The organism is Pseudomonas fluorescens (assembly GCF_004683905.1).
Classification (GTDB): Bacteria; Pseudomonadota; Gammaproteobacteria; order Pseudomonadales; family Pseudomonadaceae; genus Aquipseudomonas; species Aquipseudomonas putida_A.
On record NZ_CP038438.1, the window covers coordinates 1129509 to 1148223 of the forward strand.

The window sequence follows — 18715 nt, forward strand, 5'->3', positions numbered from 1 at the left end:
GTCCAAAGTCTGCAGTCCAGCGTCCGCAAGTGATGTCGGCAGTATTCCTGCGGAATGTGGGAAAGCACTTCGCCTGTCAGCGGTTTTTACAACTCGACATGTAGGATTGGTGTCCCGGTTGTTACTTCCTGCGTGGGGTTGTGTGGGGCGCCGCAGCTGACTAAGATGTCAGAAAATTCATCCTATGATTGGATGAAAGGGCGAATTTCATGACAGACATCTCACCTTTGATCAAGCGATCCCTGGTCGATCAGGCCTTGGATCAACTGCGCCAGCGCATCACCGATGGCGTGTGGCAGGTCGGCGAACGGCTGCCGACCGAGCCTGAGTTGTGCGCCGAACTGGGCATCAGCCGCAACACGGTGCGCGAAGCCATGCGCGTGCTGGCGTTTTCCGGGTTGATCGAAATCCGGCAGGGCGACGGCAGTTATCTGCGCGCAGTGGTCGATCCGATGGACACGCTCAAGGCGTTGTCCCGCTGTTCGCTGGAGCAGGCGCGCGAGACCCGGCACATCCTCGAAGTCGAGGCCATTGGCCTGGCCGCGCTGCGTCGCACCGATGAAGACCTGCTCGCGCTGCGCGAAGCGCTCGGCACCAGCGGCAGTCACTACCACGGCGATCTCGACACTTACATTGCCTGCGATCTGGTGTTCCACCGCCGTCTGGTGGACGCCGCGCACAACCCCACCCTCAGCGAGTTGTATCGCTATTTCTCCAGCATCGTCGGCGCGCAATTGCGCCAGACGCTGAACATCGTCCCGCGCCGTCAGGAAGTGTTCGACCTGCACATCGAGTTGCTCGATGCCGTCGAACAACGCGACCCGGAACGGGCCAAAGCCATATCGAGGCAGTTGATCAATGAACCTTGAAAGCGAGAAAAACTTTTCAACCCCCAAGCGCACGGCGGAGCTCGAAGAGCTGCTGATCGACGCCGAGGCCGATGACGAGCAAGTGCAGCAAAGCCATCCGCTGGTGCGCCGGCCGTGGCTGTTGCTGCTGGGGCTGATTCTGGTGGCGCTGAACCTGCGCCCTGCGCTGTCGAGCATGGCGCCGCTGCTCAGCGAAGTGTCGAAAAGCCTTGGTCTGTCTGCGGCTCAGGCCGGTTTGCTGACCACGTTGCCGGTGTTGTGCCTGGGACTGTTCGCGCCGCTGGCGCCGATTCTGGCGCGGCGTTTCGGCGCTGAGCGGGTGGTGCTGGGGATTCTGCTGACCCTGGCCGCCGGGATTATTGTGCGCAGCAACTTCGGTGAGATCGGGCTGTTTGCAGGTAGCGTGCTTGGCGGTGCGAGCATCGGCATTATCGGCGTGCTGCTGCCGGGCATCGTCAAACGCGACTTCGCCAGACACGCCGGAACCATGACCGGCGTGTACACCATGGCCCTGTGCCTGGGCGCCGCGATGGCGGCGGGTTCGACCGTGCCGTTGAGCGAACACTTCGACCACAGCTGGGCACTGGGCCTGGGCTTCTGGGTAATCCCGGCGCTGGTGGCGGCGCTGTTCTGGCTGCCGCAAGTCGGGCAGAAACACGGCGCGCACAACGTCGCCTATCGGGTGAAAGGTCTGCTGCGCGATCCACTGGCGTGGCAAGTGACTTTGTACATGGGCCTGCAATCGTCGCTGGCGTACATCGTGTTCGGCTGGTTGCCGTCGATCCTGATCGGTCGTGGCCTGACTCCGACCCAGGCCGGCCTGGTGCTGTCCGGTTCGGTGATCATCCAGCTCGCCAGTTCGCTGGCGGCGCCGTGGCTGGCGACCCGTGGCAAGGACCAGCGCCTGGCGATCGTGGTGGTGATGGCGCTGACCCTCGGTGGTCTGTTCGGTTGCCTGTATGCACCGATTGAAGGGCTCTGGGGCTGGGCGATTCTGCTGGGGCTGGGGCAGGGCGGTACGTTCAGCCTGGCGCTGACCCTGATCGTGCTGCGCTCGCGGGATTCGCATGTGGCGGCGAACCTGTCGAGCATGTCCCAGGGCTTCGGCTACACCCTGGCGTCGATGGGGCCGTTCGCGGTCGGCGTGGTGCATGACTGGACCGGCGGCTGGAATGCCGTGGGCTGGATCTTCGGCATCATTGGCACCGGTGCGATCATTGCCGGCCTTGGTGCCGGCCGGGCGCTGTACGTGCAAGTGCAAAGCGAAAAGCTCTGACACGGTTCAACTTGTAGGAGTGAGCCTGCTCGCGATAACGGTGTGTCGGTCAACATTGCGCTGACTGATACACCGCTATCGCGAGCAGGCTCACTCCTACAGTGGTTCTGTGTGCGGCTGATATTCGCTTTGCGAATGCCGATAGTGTTTCTGCGATTTGCAGCTTATCGTGCTGGCAATCTGTCCATTTCCGGAGTTTGCCCATGAGCGAAGCCCACGCCGCCCTGATCACTCGCTTCTACCAGGCCTTCCAGCGCCTCGACGCCGAGGCCATGGCCGCCTGCTATACCGACGATGTGGTGTTCAGCGATCCGGCCTTCGGTGAACTGCGCGGGCGCGATGCCGGCGACATGTGGCGCATGCTCACCACCCGCGCCAAGGACTTCTCCCTGACTTTCGACAATGTCCGCGCCGACGAGCGCAGCGGCGGCGCGCACTGGGTGGCGACTTACCTGTTCAGCCAGACCGGCAACGTGGTAATCAACGATATCCAGGCGCGCTTCGTCTTTCGCGACGGCAAGATCTGCGAGCACCACGACCACTTCGACCTGTGGCGCTGGTCGCGGCAGGCGTTGGGTTTCAAAGGCCTGCTGCTGGGCTGGACACCGCTGGTGCGCAACGCGGTCCGGGCGCAGGCGCTGAAAGGTCTGAAGGCATTTCAGGCCGCTCGCTGATAAGATCGCGGCCTGTTTCCTACACGTCCAGATCCCGAAGTGACCAGCCTCAGCGAAAAACCGGTTGAAGTCGTCGAGCCAGTGAGCAAGTCCTGGTTCGTCTACCTCGTGCGCGCGGCCAACGGTTCGCTGTATTGCGGGATCAGCGACGACCCGGTGCGCCGCTTCGCCAAGCATCAAAGCGGCAAGGGCGCGCGCTTCTTCCTGTCCAGCCCGGCGATGGCGCTGGTCTACACCGAGCGTTGCCGCGACAAGAGCGACGCGTTGCGTCAGGAACGGCTGATCAAAAAGCTGCGCAAGAGCGCCAAGGAATGTCTGGTCGCGTCTTATCAATCTGACTGATCGGTTCCCATCAGGCAGATCTGTAGGCTGCTAACCAAATGCACGCTAAGCTGCGGACTCACTTTCTGTGCGGCGGAGCCGAGCATGTCCGAGTTGATTCTGCATCATTACCCGACCTCTCCATTTGCCGAAAAGGCTCGTCTGCTGTTGGGCTTCAAAGGCTTATCCTGGCGCTCGGTGCACATTTCGCCGGTGATGCCCAAGCCGGATCTGACCGCGCTGACTGGCGGCTACCGCAAGACCCCGGTGTTGCAGATCGGCGCCGACATCTATTGCGACACATCGTTGATTGCCCGTCGTCTGGAGCAGGAAAAAGCCCTGCCGGCGTTTTTCCCGGAAGGCCAGGAAATGACCAGCGCCAGCTTCGCCGCTTGGGCCGATTCGGTGGTGTTCCAGCACGCGGTCAGCCTGGTGTTCCAGCCGGAGTCGGTGGCCGTGCGTTTCGGCAAGTTGCCGCCGGAAGCGATCAAGGCGTTTATCGTTGACCGTGCCGGGCTGTTCAGTGGCGGCAGCGCCACGCGGCTGTCGGCCGAGCAGGCCAAGCATCAATGGCCAACGATCATGGCGCGGCTGGAGCAGCAGTTGCAGCGCGAGCAGGGCGACTTCCTGTTCGGTGAACCGTCGATTGCCGACTTCGCCCTGGCGCATCCACTGTGGTTCCTCAAGGCGACGCACGTCACTGCGCCGTTGGTCGATGAATATCCAGCCGTGACTGCCTGGCTGGGGCGTGTGCTGGGCTTTGGTCATGGTGACGCGAGTGAGATGACTGCCGAGGAGGCGCTGGAAGTCGCGCGCAGTTCGACGCCGGCGGCGTTGCCGGATGAGCAGTTTGTCGATCCGAACGGTTTCAAGGCCGGGCAGCAGGTGGCGATTGCCGCAACAGACTACGGGGTTGATCCGGTGGTGGGTGAGTTGCTGTTTGCTGGCCGCGAAGAGCTGATCCTGCGCCGCGAAGACCCGCGTGGCGGCGTGGTGCACGTGCACTTCCCGCGCTTTGGATTCCGCATCGAAGCTCGCTGATCAGCAAGTAGCCTCTGCTTGAGGGGAGGGGCGCAATTGTGGTGAGGGGATTTATCCCCGATGGGGCGCGAAGCGCCCCCAAAAAACTGCACGCTTTACCATGCAGATTTTGCGACGGCTTCGCCGCCGATCGGGGATAAATCCCCTCACCACAGAGGAGCTGTGTTATTTCAGGGCAGCGAGGATTTCGTCCGGGTCGAATCCGCGAATCAACGTGCCATTCACGTCGATCAGCGGAATCCCGCGTCCACCCAGCGCCTCATACGCCTTGCGCGCCTCGGCGTCCTTCTCGATGTCGAATTCCTTGAAAGAAATCCCCTTGCTGTCGAGAAAGCGCCTGGTCTGCTTGCAGTAGCCGCACCAGTCGGTGGAATACAGCACGACACGGGCCTGCGCTCGCGTCTGCTCAGAGACCATCTGCGACGGGTTGAACACCCGCTCGATCTTGCCCCAGTTCTGATAGACCACCACCACCAGCAGAACCAGCGCGACGTTCTTCAGCACATTGCCCAGCATCAGTTGCGGCGCTTGAGCTGATCAGTGAGCGAGGTCGGCAGGCCCTTGATGATCAGGGTGCCAGCCTCTTCGTCGTACTCGATCTTCGAGCCCAGCAGGTGCGCTTCAAAGCTGATCGATAGACCCTCGGCGCGGCCGGTGAAGCGGCGGAACTGGTTAAGGGTGCGTTTGTCTGCCGGAATCTCCGGCGACAGGCCATAGTCCTTGTTGCGGATGTGATCGTAAAAGGCTTTCGGCCGTTCTTCATCGATCAGCTCCGACAGCTCTTCCAGGCCCATCGGCTCGCCGAGCTTGGCCTGGCTGCTGGCGTAATCGACCAGGGTCTTGGTTTTCTCGCGGGCGGAGTCTTCCGGCAAGTCTTCGCTCTCGACGAAGTCGCTGAAGGCCTTGAGCAGGGTGCGGGTCTCGCCCGGGCCATCGACGCCTTCCTGGCAGCCGATGAAGTCGCGGAAGTATTCCGAAACCTTCTTGCCGTTCTTGCCCTTGATGAACGAGATGTACTGCTTGGACTGCTTGTTGTTCTGCCACTCGGAGACGTTGATCCGCGCCGCCAGGTGCAATTGGCCGAGGTCGAGGTGACGCGACGGGGTCACGTCCAGCTCATCGGTCACCGCCACACCTTCACTGTGGTGCAGCAGGGCGATCGCCAGGTAGTCGGTCATGCCTTGCTGATAGTGGGCGAACAGCACGTGGCCGCCGACCGACAGGTTCGACTCTTCCATCAGCTTCTGCAGATGCTCGACCGCAACCTTGCTGAACGCGGCGAAGTCCTTGCCGCCTTCCATGTATTCCTTCAGCCAGCCGCTGAACGGGAACGCACCGGATTCCGGGTGGAACAGGCCCCAGGCTTTGCCCTGTTTGGCGTTGTAGCTCTCGTTGAGGTCGGCGAGCATGTTCTCGATGGCCGCGGACTCAGCCAGTTCGGAGTCACGGGCGTGCAGAACTGCGGGCGTGCCGTCGGGTTTTTTGTCGATCAGGTGGACGATGCAATGACGGATCGGCATGGGCTTCTCGGCTGGTGGAAGGGAGGAGGGCAGGCTCCCCCGAAAAAGCGCCCAGTGTACCGCAACCACTGGTTTTGGCGCGGGGTGAAGGGCAAATCCAGGGCGGGTGGGTGCCCTTATGCAGTTTTTTACCGATTTAGAGCAATAAACCTGACCAAATGGGTAGCTAGAGGCGGATATTTCCCCGTCTCTGTGCTAGTTTTGCCCGGTCTTACGCGAAGTCACTGCGTTAAGCGTGCAATCAGCATTTGTCAGGTCGAACCAAACCCTGATTTCGGCATCTATAACCCGACTCGTCGTGGTTATCGCCGAGGGTGCCAGATCCAGAAGATCGGGCTCGATGGCTGACACTGCACTCTGCAATCCATATGAATTTGATAGGGAAGGAACACTACATGGCTCTTACTAAAGACCAACTGATCGCCGACATCGCTGAAGCTATCGACGCGCCGAAAACCACCGCGCGTAACGCTCTGGACCAACTGGGCCAAATCGTTGCCGATCAGCTGGAAAACGGCGGCGAAATCACCTTGCCAGGTATCGGCAAGCTGAAAGTGACCGAGCGTCCTGCCCGCACTGGCCGTAACCCTTCGACTGGCGCTGCCATCGAAATCCCTGCCAAGAAAGTGATCAAGCTGGTTGTGGCCAAAGGCCTGACCGACGCTGTGAACAAGTAAGACGCAGCGATAAAAAAACCGTGCACCGGAGCGATCCGGGCACGGTTTTTTTGTGTCTGCGATTTGGCGATGCACCTCGAACCTTTGTAGGAGTGAGCCTGCTCGCGATAGCGGTGTGTCAGTCACCTTGATGTCGGCTGATACACCGCTTTCGCGAGCAAGCCCGCTCCCACAAGTAGCTCAGTGTCAGCGAACCCAGCGCTCGCGACGCCAGATCTGCTGCTCGGACTTGGTCTGGAAGGTCCAGGCCACGAAGCGGCTCTGTTTCTGCCCTTGCGACATCTCCACCACCTGGCTTTCCAGCACGCCGGCCTTCTTCAGCGCGGTTTCGATGGCGGGCAGGTTCGAGGCTTTCGACACCAGCGTGCTGAACCACAGCACCTTGTGCTGGAAGTTCGCGCTCTCGGCGATCAGTTGCGTCACGAAACGCGCTTCACCGCCCTCACACCACAGCTCGGCCGACTGACCACCGAAGTTCAGCACCGGCAGTTTGCGTTTTGGATCGGCCTTGCCCAGTGCGCGCCATTTGCGCTCGCTGCCCTTGGTCGCTTCCTCCATCGAAGCGTGGAACGGCGGGTTGCACATGGTCAGGTCAAAGCGCTCGCCCGGCTCCAGCAAGCCGATCAGGATGTGCTTGCGGTTTTCCTGCTGGCGCAGCTGGATCACTTTGTTCAGCCCGTTGGACTGGACGATGGCTCGGGCGGCAGCCACGGCGGTCGGGTCGATTTCCGAACCGAGGAAGTGCCAGCGGTATTCGCTGTTACCAATCAGCGGATAAACGCAGTTGGCGCCCATGCCGATATCCAGCACGTTGACGATCGCACCGCGCGGCACCTTGCCGTCGTTCATGCTCGCCAGCAGGTCGGCGAGGAAATGCACGTAATCGGCACGGCCCGGGACCGGTGGGCACAGATAATCCGCCGGAATGTCCCAATGCTCGATGCCATAGAACGCCTTGAGCAGCGCCCGGTTGAACACCCGCACCGCATCGGGGCTGGCGAAGTCGATGCTTTCCTTGCCGTACGGGTTGGTGATCACGAATTTCGCCAGTTCCGGCGTGGTCTTGATCAGCGCCGGGAAGTCGTAGCGACCCTGGTGGCGATTGCGCGGGTGCAGGCTGGCCTTTTCACGCGGCTCGACGGCTTTGGCCGGGGTCGCGGCATCAGGCTTCTTGCGCGCAGGTTTGGGTGTGCGGGGGGCGTTCATGGGTGTGATCGATTCGGGTATGGCTGAAAGTGGCGGGTATTGTCCCACATCTAAAGGCAACACCGTTCAAACTGTGGGAGCGGGCTTGCTCGCGAAGGCGGTTACACATCCGGCAGATTTGTCGACTGACACACCGCATTCGCGAGCAAGCCCGCTCCCACAGGGGATTTGTAGCGATTCTTGAATAAAAAAGGGAGGCCGTTGCGGGCCTCCCTTTTTCATTGCGGCTTGCCCTTACAGGCTGGAAATCCGCGCGTGCTGCTCGGCCAGCTTGCCCAGGGCCTGTTCAGCCTCGGCCAGTTTGGCGCGTTCCTTCTCGATGACTTCGGCCGGGGCCTTGTCAACGAAACCGGCGTTCGACAGCTTGCCGCCAACCCGCTGGACTTCGCCCTGCAGACGCAGGATTTCCTTATCCAGACGTGCCAGCTCGGCGCCCTTGTCGATCAGGCCGGCCATCGGCACCAGCACTTCCATCTCACCCACCAGAGCGGTGGCGGACAGCGGCGCTTCTTCGCCAGCGGCCAGAACGGTGATCGACTCCAGACGCGCCAGCTTCTTCAGCAGTGCTTCGTTCTCGGTCAGACGACGCTGATCTTCAGCGCTGACGTTCTTCAAGTAGATCGGTAGCGGTTTGCCCGGGCCGATGTTCATTTCGCCACGGATGTTGCGCGTGCCGAGCATCAGGCCCTTGAGCCACTCGATGTCGTCTTCGGCGGCCGGATCGATGCGCTCCTCGTTGGCCACCGGCCAAGGCTGCAGCATGATCGTCTTGCCCTGAATGCCGGCCAGCGGCGCGATGCGCTGCCAGATTTCTTCAGTGATGAACGGCATGAACGGATGCGCCAGACGCAGCGCCACTTCCAGCACGCGCACCAGCGTGCGACGGGTGCCGCGCTGACGCTCGACCGGCGCGTTTTCGTCCCACAGCACTGGCTTGGACAGTTCCAGGTACCAGTCGCAGTACTGGTTCCAGATGAACTCGTACAGCGCTTGCGCGGCGAGGTCGAAACGGAACTGATCCAGTTGACGGGTCACTTCGGCTTCGGTGCGTTGCAGCTGCGAGATGATCCAGCGATCCGCCAGCGACAGCTCGTAGGCTTCGCCGTTCTGGCCGCAGTCTTCGCCCTTGTCCAGAACATAACGCGCGGCGTTCCAGATCTTGTTGCAGAAATTGCGATAGCCTTCGACGCGGCCCATGTCGAACTTGATGTCGCGACCGGTGGACGCCAGCGAGCAGAAGGTGAAGCGCAGGGCGTCGGTGCCGTAACTGGCGATGCCGTCGGCGAACTCGTCGCGGGTCTGTTTCTCGATCTTCTTCGCCAGTTTCGGCTGCATCATGCCGGAGGTGCGCTTCTGCACCAGTGCTTCCAGCTCGATACCGTCGATGATGTCCAGCGGGTCCAGGACGTTGCCCTTGGACTTGGACATCTTCTGGCCCTGGCCATCACGCACCAGGCCGTGCACGTAAACGGTCTTGAACGGCACCTGCGGGGTGCCGTCCTCGTTCTTGATCAGGTGCATCGTCAGCATGATCATCCGGGCAACCCAGAAGAAAATGATGTCGAAACCGGTGACCAGCACGTCGGTGGAGTGGAATTTTTTCAGGAACTCGGTCTTTTCCGGCCAACCGAGGGTGGAGAACGTCCACAGCCCCGAACTGAACCAGGTGTCGAGCACGTCGTTGTCCTGTTGCAGCGCAACGTCCGGGCCGAGGTTGTGCTTGGCCCGCACTTCGGCTTCGTCGCGACCGACGTAGACCTTGCCCGACTCGTCGTACCAGGCCGGAATCCGATGGCCCCACCACAGCTGACGGCTGATGCACCAGTCCTGGATGTCGCGCATCCACGAGAAGTACATGTTTTCGTACTGCTTCGGCACGAACTGGATACGGCCGTCTTCAACGGCAGCAATCGCCGGCTCAGCCAGCGGCTTGGTGGAAACGTACCACTGGTCGGTCAGCCACGGCTCGATCACGGTGCCGGAACGGTCGCCTTTCGGCACTTTCAGGTTGTGATCGTCGACGCTGACCAGAAGGCCGGCGGCGTCGAACGCCGCGACGATCTGCTTGCGCGCTTCGAAACGCTCGAGACCGGCGTACTGGGCCGGGATCTGGCCATCGATGCTGTCGTTCAACGTGCCGTCGAGGTTGAACACCTGGGCTGCGGGCAGCACGTTGGCGTTCTTGTCGAAGATGTTCAGCAGCGGCAGGTTGTGGCGCTTACCGACTTCGTAGTCGTTGAAATCGTGGGCCGGGGTGATCTTCACGCAACCGGTGCCGAACTCTGGATCGCAGTAATCGTCGGCGATGATCGGGATGCGGCGGCCAACCAGTGGCAGCTCGACAAACTTGCCGATCAGGGCTTTGTAGCGTTCGTCGTTCGGGTTAACCGCGACGGCGGAGTCGCCGAGCATGGTTTCCGGACGGGTGGTCGCGACGATCAGGAAATTGTTGCCTTCAGCGGTTTTCGCGCCGTCGGCCAGCGGGTACTTGAGGTTCCACAGGAAACCTTTCTCGTCGTGGTTTTCCACTTCGAGGTCGGAAATCGCCGTGTGCAACTTGGTGTCCCAGTTGACCAGACGCTTGCCGCGGTAGATCAGGCCGTCTTCGTGCAGGCGTACGAAGGCTTCTTTAACCGCTTCCGAGAGACCGTCGTCCATGGTGAAGCGCTCGCGGCTCCAGTCCACGGACGAACCGAGGCGGCGGATCTGACGGCTGATGTTGCCGCCGGACTGATCCTTCCACTCCCAGACTTTCTCGAGGAATTTCTCGCGGCCCAGGTCATGGCGGTTCTGGCCGGTGGCTTCCAGTTGACGCTCCACCAGCATCTGCGTGGCGATACCGGCGTGGTCGGTGCCCGGCTGCCACAGGGTGTTGCGACCCTGCATGCGGCGGAAACGGATCAGGGCGTCCATGATCGCGTTGTTGAAACCGTGACCCATGTGCAGGCTGCCGGTGACGTTTGGCGGCGGGATCATGATGGTGTAGGAATCGCCCGCGCCTTGCGGTGCGAAATAGTTCTCGGACTCCCAGGTGTTGTACCAGGAAGTTTCAATGGCGTGCGGCTGGTAGGTCTTATCCATGCGCGGCGGGACCCTATTGGCATTTATTCAGGAAAAGCCGGGAAGTATAGCGGGGCATGGGGCCGAGGGCGAGCGGGGGGGAGGCTGGGCGGACACTAATGTTGGGGGGAGCCTTGTGGTGAGGGGATTTATCCCCGATGGGCCGCGCAGCAGCTCCAATATTTCATTTACGCTGCGTATTTTCGGGGTTCACGACTGCTGCGCAGCCGATCGGGGATAAATCCCCTCGCCACAAGGGGATCCTCCGGCTTATTCGTATTGGCTCAAAAGCCGTTCCATCCGCGCCTCGAGGCGGCGTTTGATTTCGGTTTCGATGTGCGGCGCGAAGTCGTCGATCACGTCCTGCATGATCAATTGCGCGGCGGCGCGCAGTTCGCTATCGAGGTGCAGCAGGGCGTCCGGGCCTTTATCCACAGGTGCTGCCGGTTTGGCAGCAGGCACCGGGGCCGGAGCTTGGGGCGGTTCGATGGCGGGCGGCGTGGCGTCGACGGCCTCGAACAGCATCGGAATCTGTTCCTGTTCACCGTCATCGACCGTGTCGGTCAGCAGTGGCGGTTGCAGGTTGTCATCGCCGAGCAACTGGCGGATCGATTCGAGATCGTCCAACAGGTGTGCAGGCTTTTGCAGCGGTTTTGGAGTGTCCATCGGCGTACTCAGAGTCGCTGTAAACGGTGATCTTGCAGAGGATAGCCCTGTTCGCGGTAGAAACGGAAACTCTCCCGTGCCGCCGCGCGAATCGCCGGATCTTCCACCACCACTTCCGCCACGCGGGCGAATTGGCTGGCGAAAGCCGGGATTTTCAGGTCGAGGTTGACCAGCAGATCCTGATGCTCGCCGCAGTCAGCGCCCAGTCCCAGCACGATCAAACCATCCGGCTCGCTCTCGGCAGGGCCGTGCGGTACGAACGTTTCGCCCTTGAACGCCCACAGGCGCGCATCGAGATCGTCACGCTGAGCAGCATCGCTGCAATGCAGGTAGATGCGGTGGCCCATGCGCCAGGCTTTCTCAGTGAGCTTGCAGGCAAAGTCCAGGCGAGCCGAAGGATCGGCGCTGGGCAGGATATAGAAGTCGACTTTGGTCATTGCGGTTCCCTGAGCCTTGAGCGGCGTCACCGCAAAGTGACGCCGCCCAGGTTCATCGGTTTCAGGCTTTGGCGCGGTCCAGCAGGTATTGGGTCAGCAGCGGAACCGGACGGCCGGTGGCGCCCTTGTCCTTGCCGCCGCTGGTCCACGCGGTGCCCGCGATGTCCAGGTGCGCCCAGTTGAGGTTCTTGGTGAAGCGCGACAGGAAGCACGCGGCGGTGATGGTGCCGGCCTTCGGCCCGCCAATGTTGGCGATGTCGGCGAACGGGCTGTCCAGTTGCTCCTGGTATTCGTCGAACAGCGGCAGTTGCCAGGCGCGGTCGTCAGCAGCTTTGCCGGCGCTGAGCAGTTGCTCGATCAGCTCGTCGTTGTTGCCCAGCAAGCCAGACGTGTGTGCACCGAGTGCAACCACACAGGCACCGGTCAAGGTGGCGATGTCGATCACCGCTTGTGGCTTGAAGCGCTCGGAGTAGGTCAGGGCGTCGCACAGCACCAGACGGCCTTCGGCGTCGGTGTTGAGGATTTCCACGGTCTGGCCGCTCATGGTGGTGACGATGTCGCCCGGACGCGAAGCATTGCCGCTCGGCATGTTTTCCGCGCAGGCGAGGATGCACACCAGATTGATCGGCAGTTTCAGTTCGAGCACGGCACGCAGGGTACCGAACACAGAGGCCGCGCCACCCATGTCGTACTTCATTTCGTCCATGCCGGCGCCCGGCTTGAGGCTGATGCCGCCGGTGTCGAAGGTGATGCCTTTGCCGACCAGCGCGTAAGGCTTCTCGGACTTCTTGCCACCGTTGTATTGCATGACGATCAGGCGCGGCGGCTGGGCGCTGCCCTGGCCGACGGCGTAGAACGAGCCCATGCCCAGGGATTTGATCTTCTTCTCGTCGAGGACTTCGACTTTCAGATCCTTGAACTCTTTGCCGAGGTTCTTGGCTTGCTCGCCAAGGAACGTCGGGTGGCAGATGTTCGGCGGCAGGTTGCCCAGGGTGCGGGTGAAGGCCATGCCGTTGGCGATTGCCGTAGCGTGGTTCACGGCGCGCTGCACTTCAGCCTGAGCAGCCTTGATGGTCAGCAGGGTGATTTTTTTCAGGGCGCGCGGTTCGGCTTTCTGGCTCTTGAACTGGTCGAAGGTGTATTCGCCGTCCACCAGGGTTTCCGCCAGCAGACGGGTCTTGCCGTAGCTGTCGCGGTTCTTGACGATGATTTCATCCAGGGCCAGCACGGCATCGCTGCCACCCAGACCTTTCAGGGTATTGAGGATGCCAGCCACGACTTTACGGAACGGACGGTCGCCCAGTTCTTCATCCTTGCCCACGCCGACCAGCAGCACGCGCTCGGCTTTCAGGTTCGGCAGGCTGTGCAGCAGCAGGCTCTGACCGACCTTGCCGGCCAGATCGCCACGCTTGAGCACGGCGCTGATCGCGCCACCGCTCAGCTCGTCGACCTGTCTGGCGGCGACGCCGAGTTTGCGGCCTTCGCCGACGGCAACCACCAGGGTGGCGGTTTTCAACGTTTCTGGGCTAACGCTTTTTACAACCAGTTCCATGTCCGGATCCCTGAATGAATGGTCAACACACAGGCGTTCGACGGTGTCCGCAGTCGCCTGCTTATAGATAGAAGAGGCGCAGGTCTGTGCCTGCGACGAAGGCGGCAGTTTGAACCTCGCTCACCGCGCCTGACAACCCTCGGTTGTGCGATCTTCAACGGAATCTACGCTTGGGTGAGTGTGCGCAGTGACAGGCGCCCTCAATCACAGGATAATGCCGCATCTTTTTTCGACGGCTCTGCCTTGCGGGTCGCTCGAAACGTTTGCTTGTTTGGCCGCCTTAGCCTGACAACCCTGGAGTGTCTGGTTTGATCGTCTTCCGTTATCTGTCCCGTGAAGTGATGTTGACCCTGAGCGCCGTCAGCGCCGTGCTGCTGGTCATCATCATGAGCGGTCGCTTCATCAAATACCTTGCCCAGGCCGCTGCGGGCCAACTCGATCCGGGATCGCTGTTCCTGATCATGGGTTACCGTCTGCCGGGTTTCATGCAACTGATCCTGCCGTTGGGTCTGTTTCTCGGGATCCTGCTGGCTTACGGCCGGCTGTACCTCGAAAGCGAAATGACCGTGCTCTCGGCCACCGGCATGAGTCAGCAGCGTCTGCTGCGCATGACTCTGTTCCCGGCGACGCTGGTGGCACTGGTGGTGGCGTGGCTGAGCCTGAGTCTGGCCCCGCAGGGCGCCAACCAGTTCCAGCTGCTGCTGAACAAGCAGGACGCCCTGACCGAATTCGATACCCTCGAACCTGGCCGTTTCCAGGCGTTGCGTGACGGCACTCGGGTGACCTACACCGAAAGCCTGACCGACGATCGCGTCAACCTCGGTGGCGTGTTCATCTCGCAGAAAAACCTCGGCTCCGATCAGAAGGACCGCGGGATTTCCGTGCTGGTGGCCGAAAAAGGCCGCCAGGAAGTTCACTCGGACGGCAACCGCTATCTGATCCTGCACAACGGCTATCGCTATGACGGCAGCCCGGGTCAGGCCGATTACCGCGCGATCAAATACGACACCTACGGCGTATTGCTGCCAAAACCGGATGCCAGTGACGAAGTCACCGACCGTGACGCGATCCCGACTTCGACCCTGCTGGGCGCCGACGACGAGCGTTCCAAGGCCGAACTGCAATGGCGGATTTCCCTGCCGTTGCTGGTGTTCATCGTGACCCTGATGGCGGTGCCGCTGTCGCGGGTCAATCCGCGTCAGGGCCGTTTCCTGAAGCTGCTGCCGGCGATTCTTCTTTATATGGCTTACCTGACCATCCTGATTGCCGCCCGCGGCGCCCTCGAAAAAGGCAAGATTCCAGCTGCGCTGGGACTGTGGTGGGTGCACGGGATATTCCTGGTCATCGGTCTCGGCCTGCTGTACTGGGAGCCGTTGCGCCTGAAGCTGGCCAGCCGTCGCAGCGCTGCGCTGGAGGTGGCCCGTGGTTAAACTCGACCGCTACATCGGCAGCAGCGTATTCGTGGCGATCATCGCCGTGCTGGCGATCATTCTGGGTCTGGCGACCCTGTTTGCCTTCATCGACGAGATGAGCGACGTCAGCGATACCTACACGCTGACCGATGTGCTGAGCTTCGTCCTGCTCACCGCGCCGCGTCGCCTGTACGAAATGCTGCCGATGGCCGCGCTGATCGGCTGTCTGATCGGCCTCGGCAGTCTGGCCAGCAGCAGCGAACTGACGGTCATGCGTGCCGCAGGTGTGTCCATCGGGCGCATCGTCTGGGCCGTCATGAAGCCAATGCTGGTGCTGATGCTGGCTGGCGTGCTGATCGGCGAATACGTGGCCCCGGCCACCGAAAGCATGGCCCAGGCCAATCGCTCGTTGGCGCAAGGCAGCGGCGACGCGCAGAGCGCCAAGCACGGCATGTGGCACCGTCAGGGTGAGGAATTCATCCATATCAACGCCGTGCAACCCGACGGCCTGTTGTATGGGGTGACCCGCTATCACTTCGACAAAGAGCGCCACCTGCTCAGCTCCAGCTTCGCCAAGCGTGCGGAGTTCGACGGCAAGCGCTGGCTGCTCAGCGACGTGACCACCACGGTCTTCCACGAGCGCAGCACCGAAGTGGTGAATGCGCCGAGCGAGGAGTGGGACGTATCGCTGAGCCCGCAATTGCTCAACACGGTGGTGATGGCGCCTGAGTCGCTGTCGATTTCCGGTCTGTGGGGCTACATCCACTACCTGGCGGATCAAGGCCTGAGCAATGGCCGCTATTGGCTGGCATTTTGGGTCAAGGTGTTGCAGCCGCTGGTCACCGCCGCGCTGGTGCTGATGGCGATCTCCTTCATCTTCGGTCCGTTGCGCTCGGTCACCCTCGGTCAGCGAGTGTTCACCGGTGTGCTGGTGGGCTTCACCTTCCGCATCGTCCAGGATCTGCTTGGCCCATCGAGCCTGGTGTTCGGTTTCTCGCCGCTGTTCGCGGTGCTGGTGCCAGCCACGGTCTGTGCGCTGGCGGGTGTGTGGTTGCTGCGACGGGCCGGCTGATGGCCGCGTTGTTGCCAACGCTTTAACCGCGAAAACGCCTCGGTCGACAGATCGGGGCGTTTTCGTATGCAATCGGGGTGACAGGCGAACGTGACGCTTGCGCCGTGTATCAGGTACAATTCCCGGCTATTTTTCGGCGGGCCAAGCCTGCAGCCTTTTTGAGTGTTGATCCGTGAGTGATTTGAGTCATATCCGCAATTTCTCCATCATCGCCCACATTGACCATGGCAAGTCGACGCTGGCTGACCGTTTCATCCAGATGTGCGGTGGCCTGGCCGAGCGTGAAATGGAAGCCCAGGTACTGGATTCCATGGATCTGGAGCGCGAACGCGGGATCACCATCAAGGCCCACAGCGTTACCCTCTATTACAAAGCCAAAGATGGCGTCACCTACCAGCTGAACTTCATTGACACCCCGGGCCACGTCGACTTCACCTACGAAGTCAGCCGTTCCCTGGCCGCGTGTGAAGGGGCGTTGCTGGTGGTCGATGCCGGTCAGGGTGTTGAAGCCCAGTCCGTGGCCAACTGCTACACCGCCATCGAGCAAGGCCTCGAGGTCATGCCGGTGCTGAACAAGATCGACCTGCCACAGGCCGAGCCGGACCGCGTCAAGGACGAGATCGAGAAGATCATCGGCATCGACGCCACCGACGCCGTCACCTGCAGCGCCAAGACCGGCCTGGGTGTCGACGAAGTGCTCGAGCGTCTGGTCGCGACCATTCCTGCGCCGACCGGCAACATCGAAGATCCGCTGCAAGCGCTGATCATCGACTCCTGGTTCGACAACTACCTGGGCGTTGTCTCCCTGGTGCGCGTGCGTCATGGCCGCGTGAAGAAGGGCGACAAGATCCTGGTGAAATCCACCGGCAAGATCCACCTGGTCGACAGCGTTGGTGTATTCAATCCGAAGCACACTGCTACCGCTGACCTCAAGGCTGGCGAAGTGGGCTTCATCATCGCCAGCATCAAGGACATTCACGGTGCACCGGTCGGTGACACCCTGACCCTGAGCTCGACTCCAGATGTACCGGTACTGCCCGGCTTCAAACGCATCCAGCCACAGGTTTACGCCGGTCTGTTCCCGGTCAGCTCCGACGACTTCGAGGACTTCCGCGAAGCGCTGCAGAAACTGACCCTGAACGACTCGTCGCTGCAGTACACCCCGGAAAGCTCCGACGCACTGGGCTTCGGCTTCCGTTGCGGGTTCCTCGGCATGCTGCACATGGAGATCATCCAGGAGCGCCTCGAGCGCGAATACGACCTGGATCTGATCACCACCGCGCCAACGGTAATTTTCGAGCTGGTGCTGAAAACCGGTGAAACGATTTACGTCGACAACCCGTCCAAACTTCCGGATGTGTCGGCCATCGAAGACATGCGCGAGCCAATCGTGCGCGCCAACATCCTGGTTCCGCAGGAACACCTGGGCAACGTCATCACCCTGTGCATCGAGAAGCGCGGCGTACAGGTTGACATGCTGTTCCTCGGCAATCAGGTGCAGGTCACTTACGACCTGCCGATGAACGAAGTGGTCCTGGACTTCTTCGACCGTCTCAAATCCACCAGCCGCGGCTATGCTTCGCTGGATTACCATTTCGATCGTTACCAATCGGCTAATCTGGTGAAACTGGACGTGCTGATCAACGGTGACAAGGTCGACGCCCTGGCGTTGATCGTGCACCGTGACAATTCGCACTTCAAAGGTCGCCAGTTGACCGAGAAGATGAAAGAACTGATTCCTCGTCAGATGTTCGACGTGGCCATCCAGGCGGCCATTGGCGGTCAGATCGTCGCCCGGACCACCGTCAAGGCACTCAGAAAGAACGTATTGGCCAAATGCTACGGCGGTGACGTAAGCCGTAAGAAAAAGCTGCTTGAAAAGCAAAAGGCCGGTAAGAAACGCATGAAGCAGGTCGGCAACGTGGAAATTCCACAAGAAGCCTTCCTTGCCGTGCTCAGGTTGGAATAGTCAGGTCCTATGTCACTAAATTTCCCGCTGTTGCTGGTCATCGCCGTGTTGGTCTGCGGCCTGTTGGCGTTGCTCGATCTGCTGTTCCTGGCGCCGCGCCGGCGTGCTGCCATTGCCTCTTATCAAGGCAGTGTCAGCCAGCCCGAGCCCGTTGTGGTCGAGAAGCTGAACAAAGAGCCGTTGCTGGTTGAATACGGCAAGTCGTTCTTTCCGGTGCTGTTCATCGTGCTGGTGCTGCGTTCGTTCCTGGTGGAACCGTTCCAGATCCCGTCCGGCTCGATGAAACCGACTCTGGACGTGGGCGACTTCATTCTGGTGAACAAGTTTTCTTACGGGATCCGCCTGCCGGTGATCGACAAGAAAATCATCGAAGTCGGTGATCCGCAGCGTGGCGATGTGATGGTGTTCCGCTACCCGAGCGACCCGAACGTCAACTACATCAAGCGTGTAGTCGGTCTGCCGGGCGATACGGTGCGTTACACCGCCGACAAGCGTCTGTTGGTCAATGGCGAGTCGATTGCCGAGCAACTGGTCGGCTCCGAGCCGGGCACGCTGGGCAGCGCGGAACTCTACAAGGAAAAACTCGGCGCTGCCGAGCACCTGATCCGCAAGGAAATGAGCCGCTACCGCGCTACGCCGGACCATACCTGGACCGTGCCGGCCGGGCACTACTTCATGATGGGCGACAACCGCGACAACTCCAACGACAGTCGCTACTGGGATGACCCGAACATTCCCAAGGATCTGCTGGGCATGGTTCCCGACCAGAATATCGTCGGCAAAGCCTTCGCTGTCTGGATGAGCTGGCCGGAACCGAAACTCAGCCACCTGCCGAATTTCTCGCGGGTTGGCCTGATCAAGTAATCAATCACGGCGCTGTTGACCACAGCGCCGAATGCATTTCTGGAGTCGACACAAATCGGCACCAGGGCATGAAGCCACGATATTCAGGACGTCATTTTT

Annotated in this window: 17 protein-coding genes; 10 read left to right on the top strand and 7 right to left on the bottom strand. The window is 61.0% G+C overall.

The features are described from left to right. The first annotated feature begins 209 nt into the window (after nt 1-209). The 5 genes from E4T63_RS05055 (at nt 210) to E4T63_RS05075 (ending at nt 4181) form a co-directional block, all read left to right on the top strand. Nucleotides 210-869, top strand: a complete 660-nt coding sequence (locus tag E4T63_RS05055) for a FadR/GntR family transcriptional regulator (RefSeq protein WP_097086330.1) — start codon at nt 210-212, stop codon at nt 867-869. Beyond that, nucleotides 859-2145: a CynX/NimT family MFS transporter gene (locus E4T63_RS05060; protein ID WP_134785494.1), complete on the top strand. Its 1287-nt coding sequence runs from the start codon at nt 859-861 to the stop codon at nt 2143-2145. The genes E4T63_RS05055 and E4T63_RS05060 overlap by 11 nt, the downstream gene beginning before the upstream one ends. A gap of 203 nt (nt 2146-2348) precedes the next feature. Next, nucleotides 2349-2819 (top strand): nuclear transport factor 2 family protein, encoded by a 471-nt coding sequence (locus E4T63_RS05065; protein WP_098967325.1) that lies wholly within the window; start codon nt 2349-2351, stop codon nt 2817-2819. Between the two features lie 39 nt (nt 2820-2858). After that, nucleotides 2859-3161, top strand: a complete 303-nt coding sequence (locus E4T63_RS05070; RefSeq protein WP_115986582.1) for a GIY-YIG nuclease family protein — start codon at nt 2859-2861, stop codon at nt 3159-3161. 84 nt (nt 3162-3245) lie between these two features. Continuing rightward, the gene (locus E4T63_RS05075) at nt 3246-4181 is read left to right on the top strand and encodes a glutathione S-transferase family protein (RefSeq protein ID WP_135295011.1); all 936 of its coding nucleotides are present in this window, start codon (nt 3246-3248) and stop codon (nt 4179-4181) included. 165 nt (nt 4182-4346) lie between these two features. Here E4T63_RS05075 and E4T63_RS05080 read toward each other — a convergent pair whose 3' ends face one another. Both E4T63_RS05080 and yejK read right to left on the bottom strand, forming a co-directional pair. After that, nucleotides 4347-4697 carry a glutaredoxin family protein gene (locus tag E4T63_RS05080; protein WP_135295012.1) on the bottom strand — a complete coding sequence of 117 codons (351 nt, stop codon included), beginning with the start codon at nt 4695-4697 and terminating at the stop codon, nt 4347-4349. Next, nucleotides 4697-5701 carry a nucleoid-associated protein YejK gene (gene yejK, locus E4T63_RS05085; protein WP_027610948.1) on the bottom strand — a complete coding sequence of 335 codons (1005 nt, stop codon included), beginning with the start codon at nt 5699-5701 and terminating at the stop codon, nt 4697-4699. The genes E4T63_RS05080 and yejK overlap by 1 nt, the downstream gene beginning before the upstream one ends. A 395-nt stretch (nt 5702-6096) precedes the next feature. Here yejK and E4T63_RS05090 point away from each other — a divergent pair, with 395 nt between their 5' ends. After that, the gene (locus E4T63_RS05090) at nt 6097-6378 is read left to right on the top strand and encodes an HU family DNA-binding protein (protein ID WP_003221909.1); all 282 of its coding nucleotides are present in this window, start codon (nt 6097-6099) and stop codon (nt 6376-6378) included. Nucleotides 6379-6564: 186 nt separating this feature from the next. On the opposite strand, the gene rlmF is transcribed toward E4T63_RS05090, so the two are convergent. From rlmF to E4T63_RS05115, 5 genes are all read right to left on the bottom strand, one after another. Next, nucleotides 6565-7584, bottom strand: coding sequence for a 23S rRNA (adenine(1618)-N(6))-methyltransferase RlmF (gene rlmF, locus E4T63_RS05095; protein ID WP_041064757.1), 1020 nt, complete (start codon nt 7582-7584; stop codon nt 6565-6567). 234 nt (nt 7585-7818) lie between these two features. After that, nucleotides 7819-10665, bottom strand: coding sequence for a valine--tRNA ligase (locus tag E4T63_RS05100; RefSeq protein WP_098967335.1), 2847 nt, complete (start codon nt 10663-10665; stop codon nt 7819-7821). A 249-nt stretch (nt 10666-10914) separates the two neighbouring features. Continuing rightward, nucleotides 10915-11310, bottom strand: a complete 396-nt coding sequence (locus tag E4T63_RS05105; protein ID WP_098967336.1) for a DNA polymerase III subunit chi — start codon at nt 11308-11310, stop codon at nt 10915-10917. Between the two features lie 8 nt (nt 11311-11318). Beyond that, entirely contained in the window at nt 11319-11747 is a 429-nt protein-coding gene (locus tag E4T63_RS05110; RefSeq protein ID WP_135295013.1) for a DNA polymerase III subunit chi, read from the bottom strand. A gap of 61 nt (nt 11748-11808) precedes the next feature. Further along, entirely contained in the window at nt 11809-13299 is a 1491-nt protein-coding gene (locus E4T63_RS05115) for a leucyl aminopeptidase (RefSeq protein WP_135295014.1), read from the bottom strand. A gap of 308 nt (nt 13300-13607) precedes the next feature. Here E4T63_RS05115 and lptF point away from each other — a divergent pair, with 308 nt between their 5' ends. From lptF to lepB, 4 genes are all read left to right on the top strand, one after another. Continuing rightward, the gene (gene lptF / locus E4T63_RS05120; protein ID WP_027610953.1) at nt 13608-14729 is read left to right on the top strand and encodes an LPS export ABC transporter permease LptF; all 1122 of its coding nucleotides are present in this window, start codon (nt 13608-13610) and stop codon (nt 14727-14729) included. Then, nucleotides 14722-15783, top strand: coding sequence for an LPS export ABC transporter permease LptG (gene lptG / locus E4T63_RS05125; RefSeq protein WP_007965162.1), 1062 nt, complete (start codon nt 14722-14724; stop codon nt 15781-15783). The genes lptF and lptG overlap by 8 nt, the downstream gene beginning before the upstream one ends. Before the next feature lie 172 nt (nt 15784-15955). Continuing rightward, a complete protein-coding gene (lepA, locus tag E4T63_RS05130; RefSeq protein ID WP_003221926.1) occupies nt 15956-17752 on the top strand; it encodes a translation elongation factor 4 in 1797 nt (598 codons plus the stop codon). A 9-nt stretch (nt 17753-17761) separates the two neighbouring features. After that, nucleotides 17762-18616, top strand: coding sequence for a signal peptidase I (gene lepB / locus E4T63_RS05135; protein WP_096795193.1), 855 nt, complete (start codon nt 17762-17764; stop codon nt 18614-18616). Nucleotides 18617-18715 lie beyond the last annotated feature (99 nt).

Bases quoted from the DNA above. Each gene is read 5' to 3' on its own strand.
- E4T63_RS05105 (WP_098967336.1), bottom strand. From the start codon at position 11,310: ATGGACACTCCAAAACCGCTGCAAAAGCCTGCACACCTGTTGGACGAT.
- E4T63_RS05080 (WP_135295012.1), bottom strand. From the start codon at position 4,697: ATGCTGGGCAATGTGCTGAAGAACGTCGCGCTGGTTCTGCTGGTGGTG.
- E4T63_RS05115 (WP_135295014.1), bottom strand. From the start codon at position 13,299: ATGGAACTGGTTGTAAAAAGCGTTAGCCCAGAAACGTTGAAAACCGCC.
- lepB (WP_096795193.1), top strand. From the start codon at position 17,762: ATGTCACTAAATTTCCCGCTGTTGCTGGTCATCGCCGTGTTGGTCTGC.
- yejK (WP_027610948.1), bottom strand. From the start codon at position 5,701: ATGCCGATCCGTCATTGCATCGTCCACCTGATCGACAAAAAACCCGAC.
- E4T63_RS05065 (WP_098967325.1), top strand. From the start codon at position 2,349: ATGAGCGAAGCCCACGCCGCCCTGATCACTCGCTTCTACCAGGCCTTC.
- E4T63_RS05060 (WP_134785494.1), top strand. From the start codon at position 859: ATGAACCTTGAAAGCGAGAAAAACTTTTCAACCCCCAAGCGCACGGCG.
- rlmF (WP_041064757.1), bottom strand. From the start codon at position 7,584: ATGAACGCCCCCCGCACACCCAAACCTGCGCGCAAGAAGCCTGATGCC.
- E4T63_RS05100 (WP_098967335.1), bottom strand. From the start codon at position 10,665: ATGGATAAGACCTACCAGCCGCACGCCATTGAAACTTCCTGGTACAAC.
- E4T63_RS05055 (WP_097086330.1), top strand. From the start codon at position 210: ATGACAGACATCTCACCTTTGATCAAGCGATCCCTGGTCGATCAGGCC.
- E4T63_RS05090 (WP_003221909.1), top strand. From the start codon at position 6,097: ATGGCTCTTACTAAAGACCAACTGATCGCCGACATCGCTGAAGCTATC.
- E4T63_RS05075 (WP_135295011.1), top strand. From the start codon at position 3,246: ATGTCCGAGTTGATTCTGCATCATTACCCGACCTCTCCATTTGCCGAA.
- E4T63_RS05110 (WP_135295013.1), bottom strand. From the start codon at position 11,747: ATGACCAAAGTCGACTTCTATATCCTGCCCAGCGCCGATCCTTCGGCT.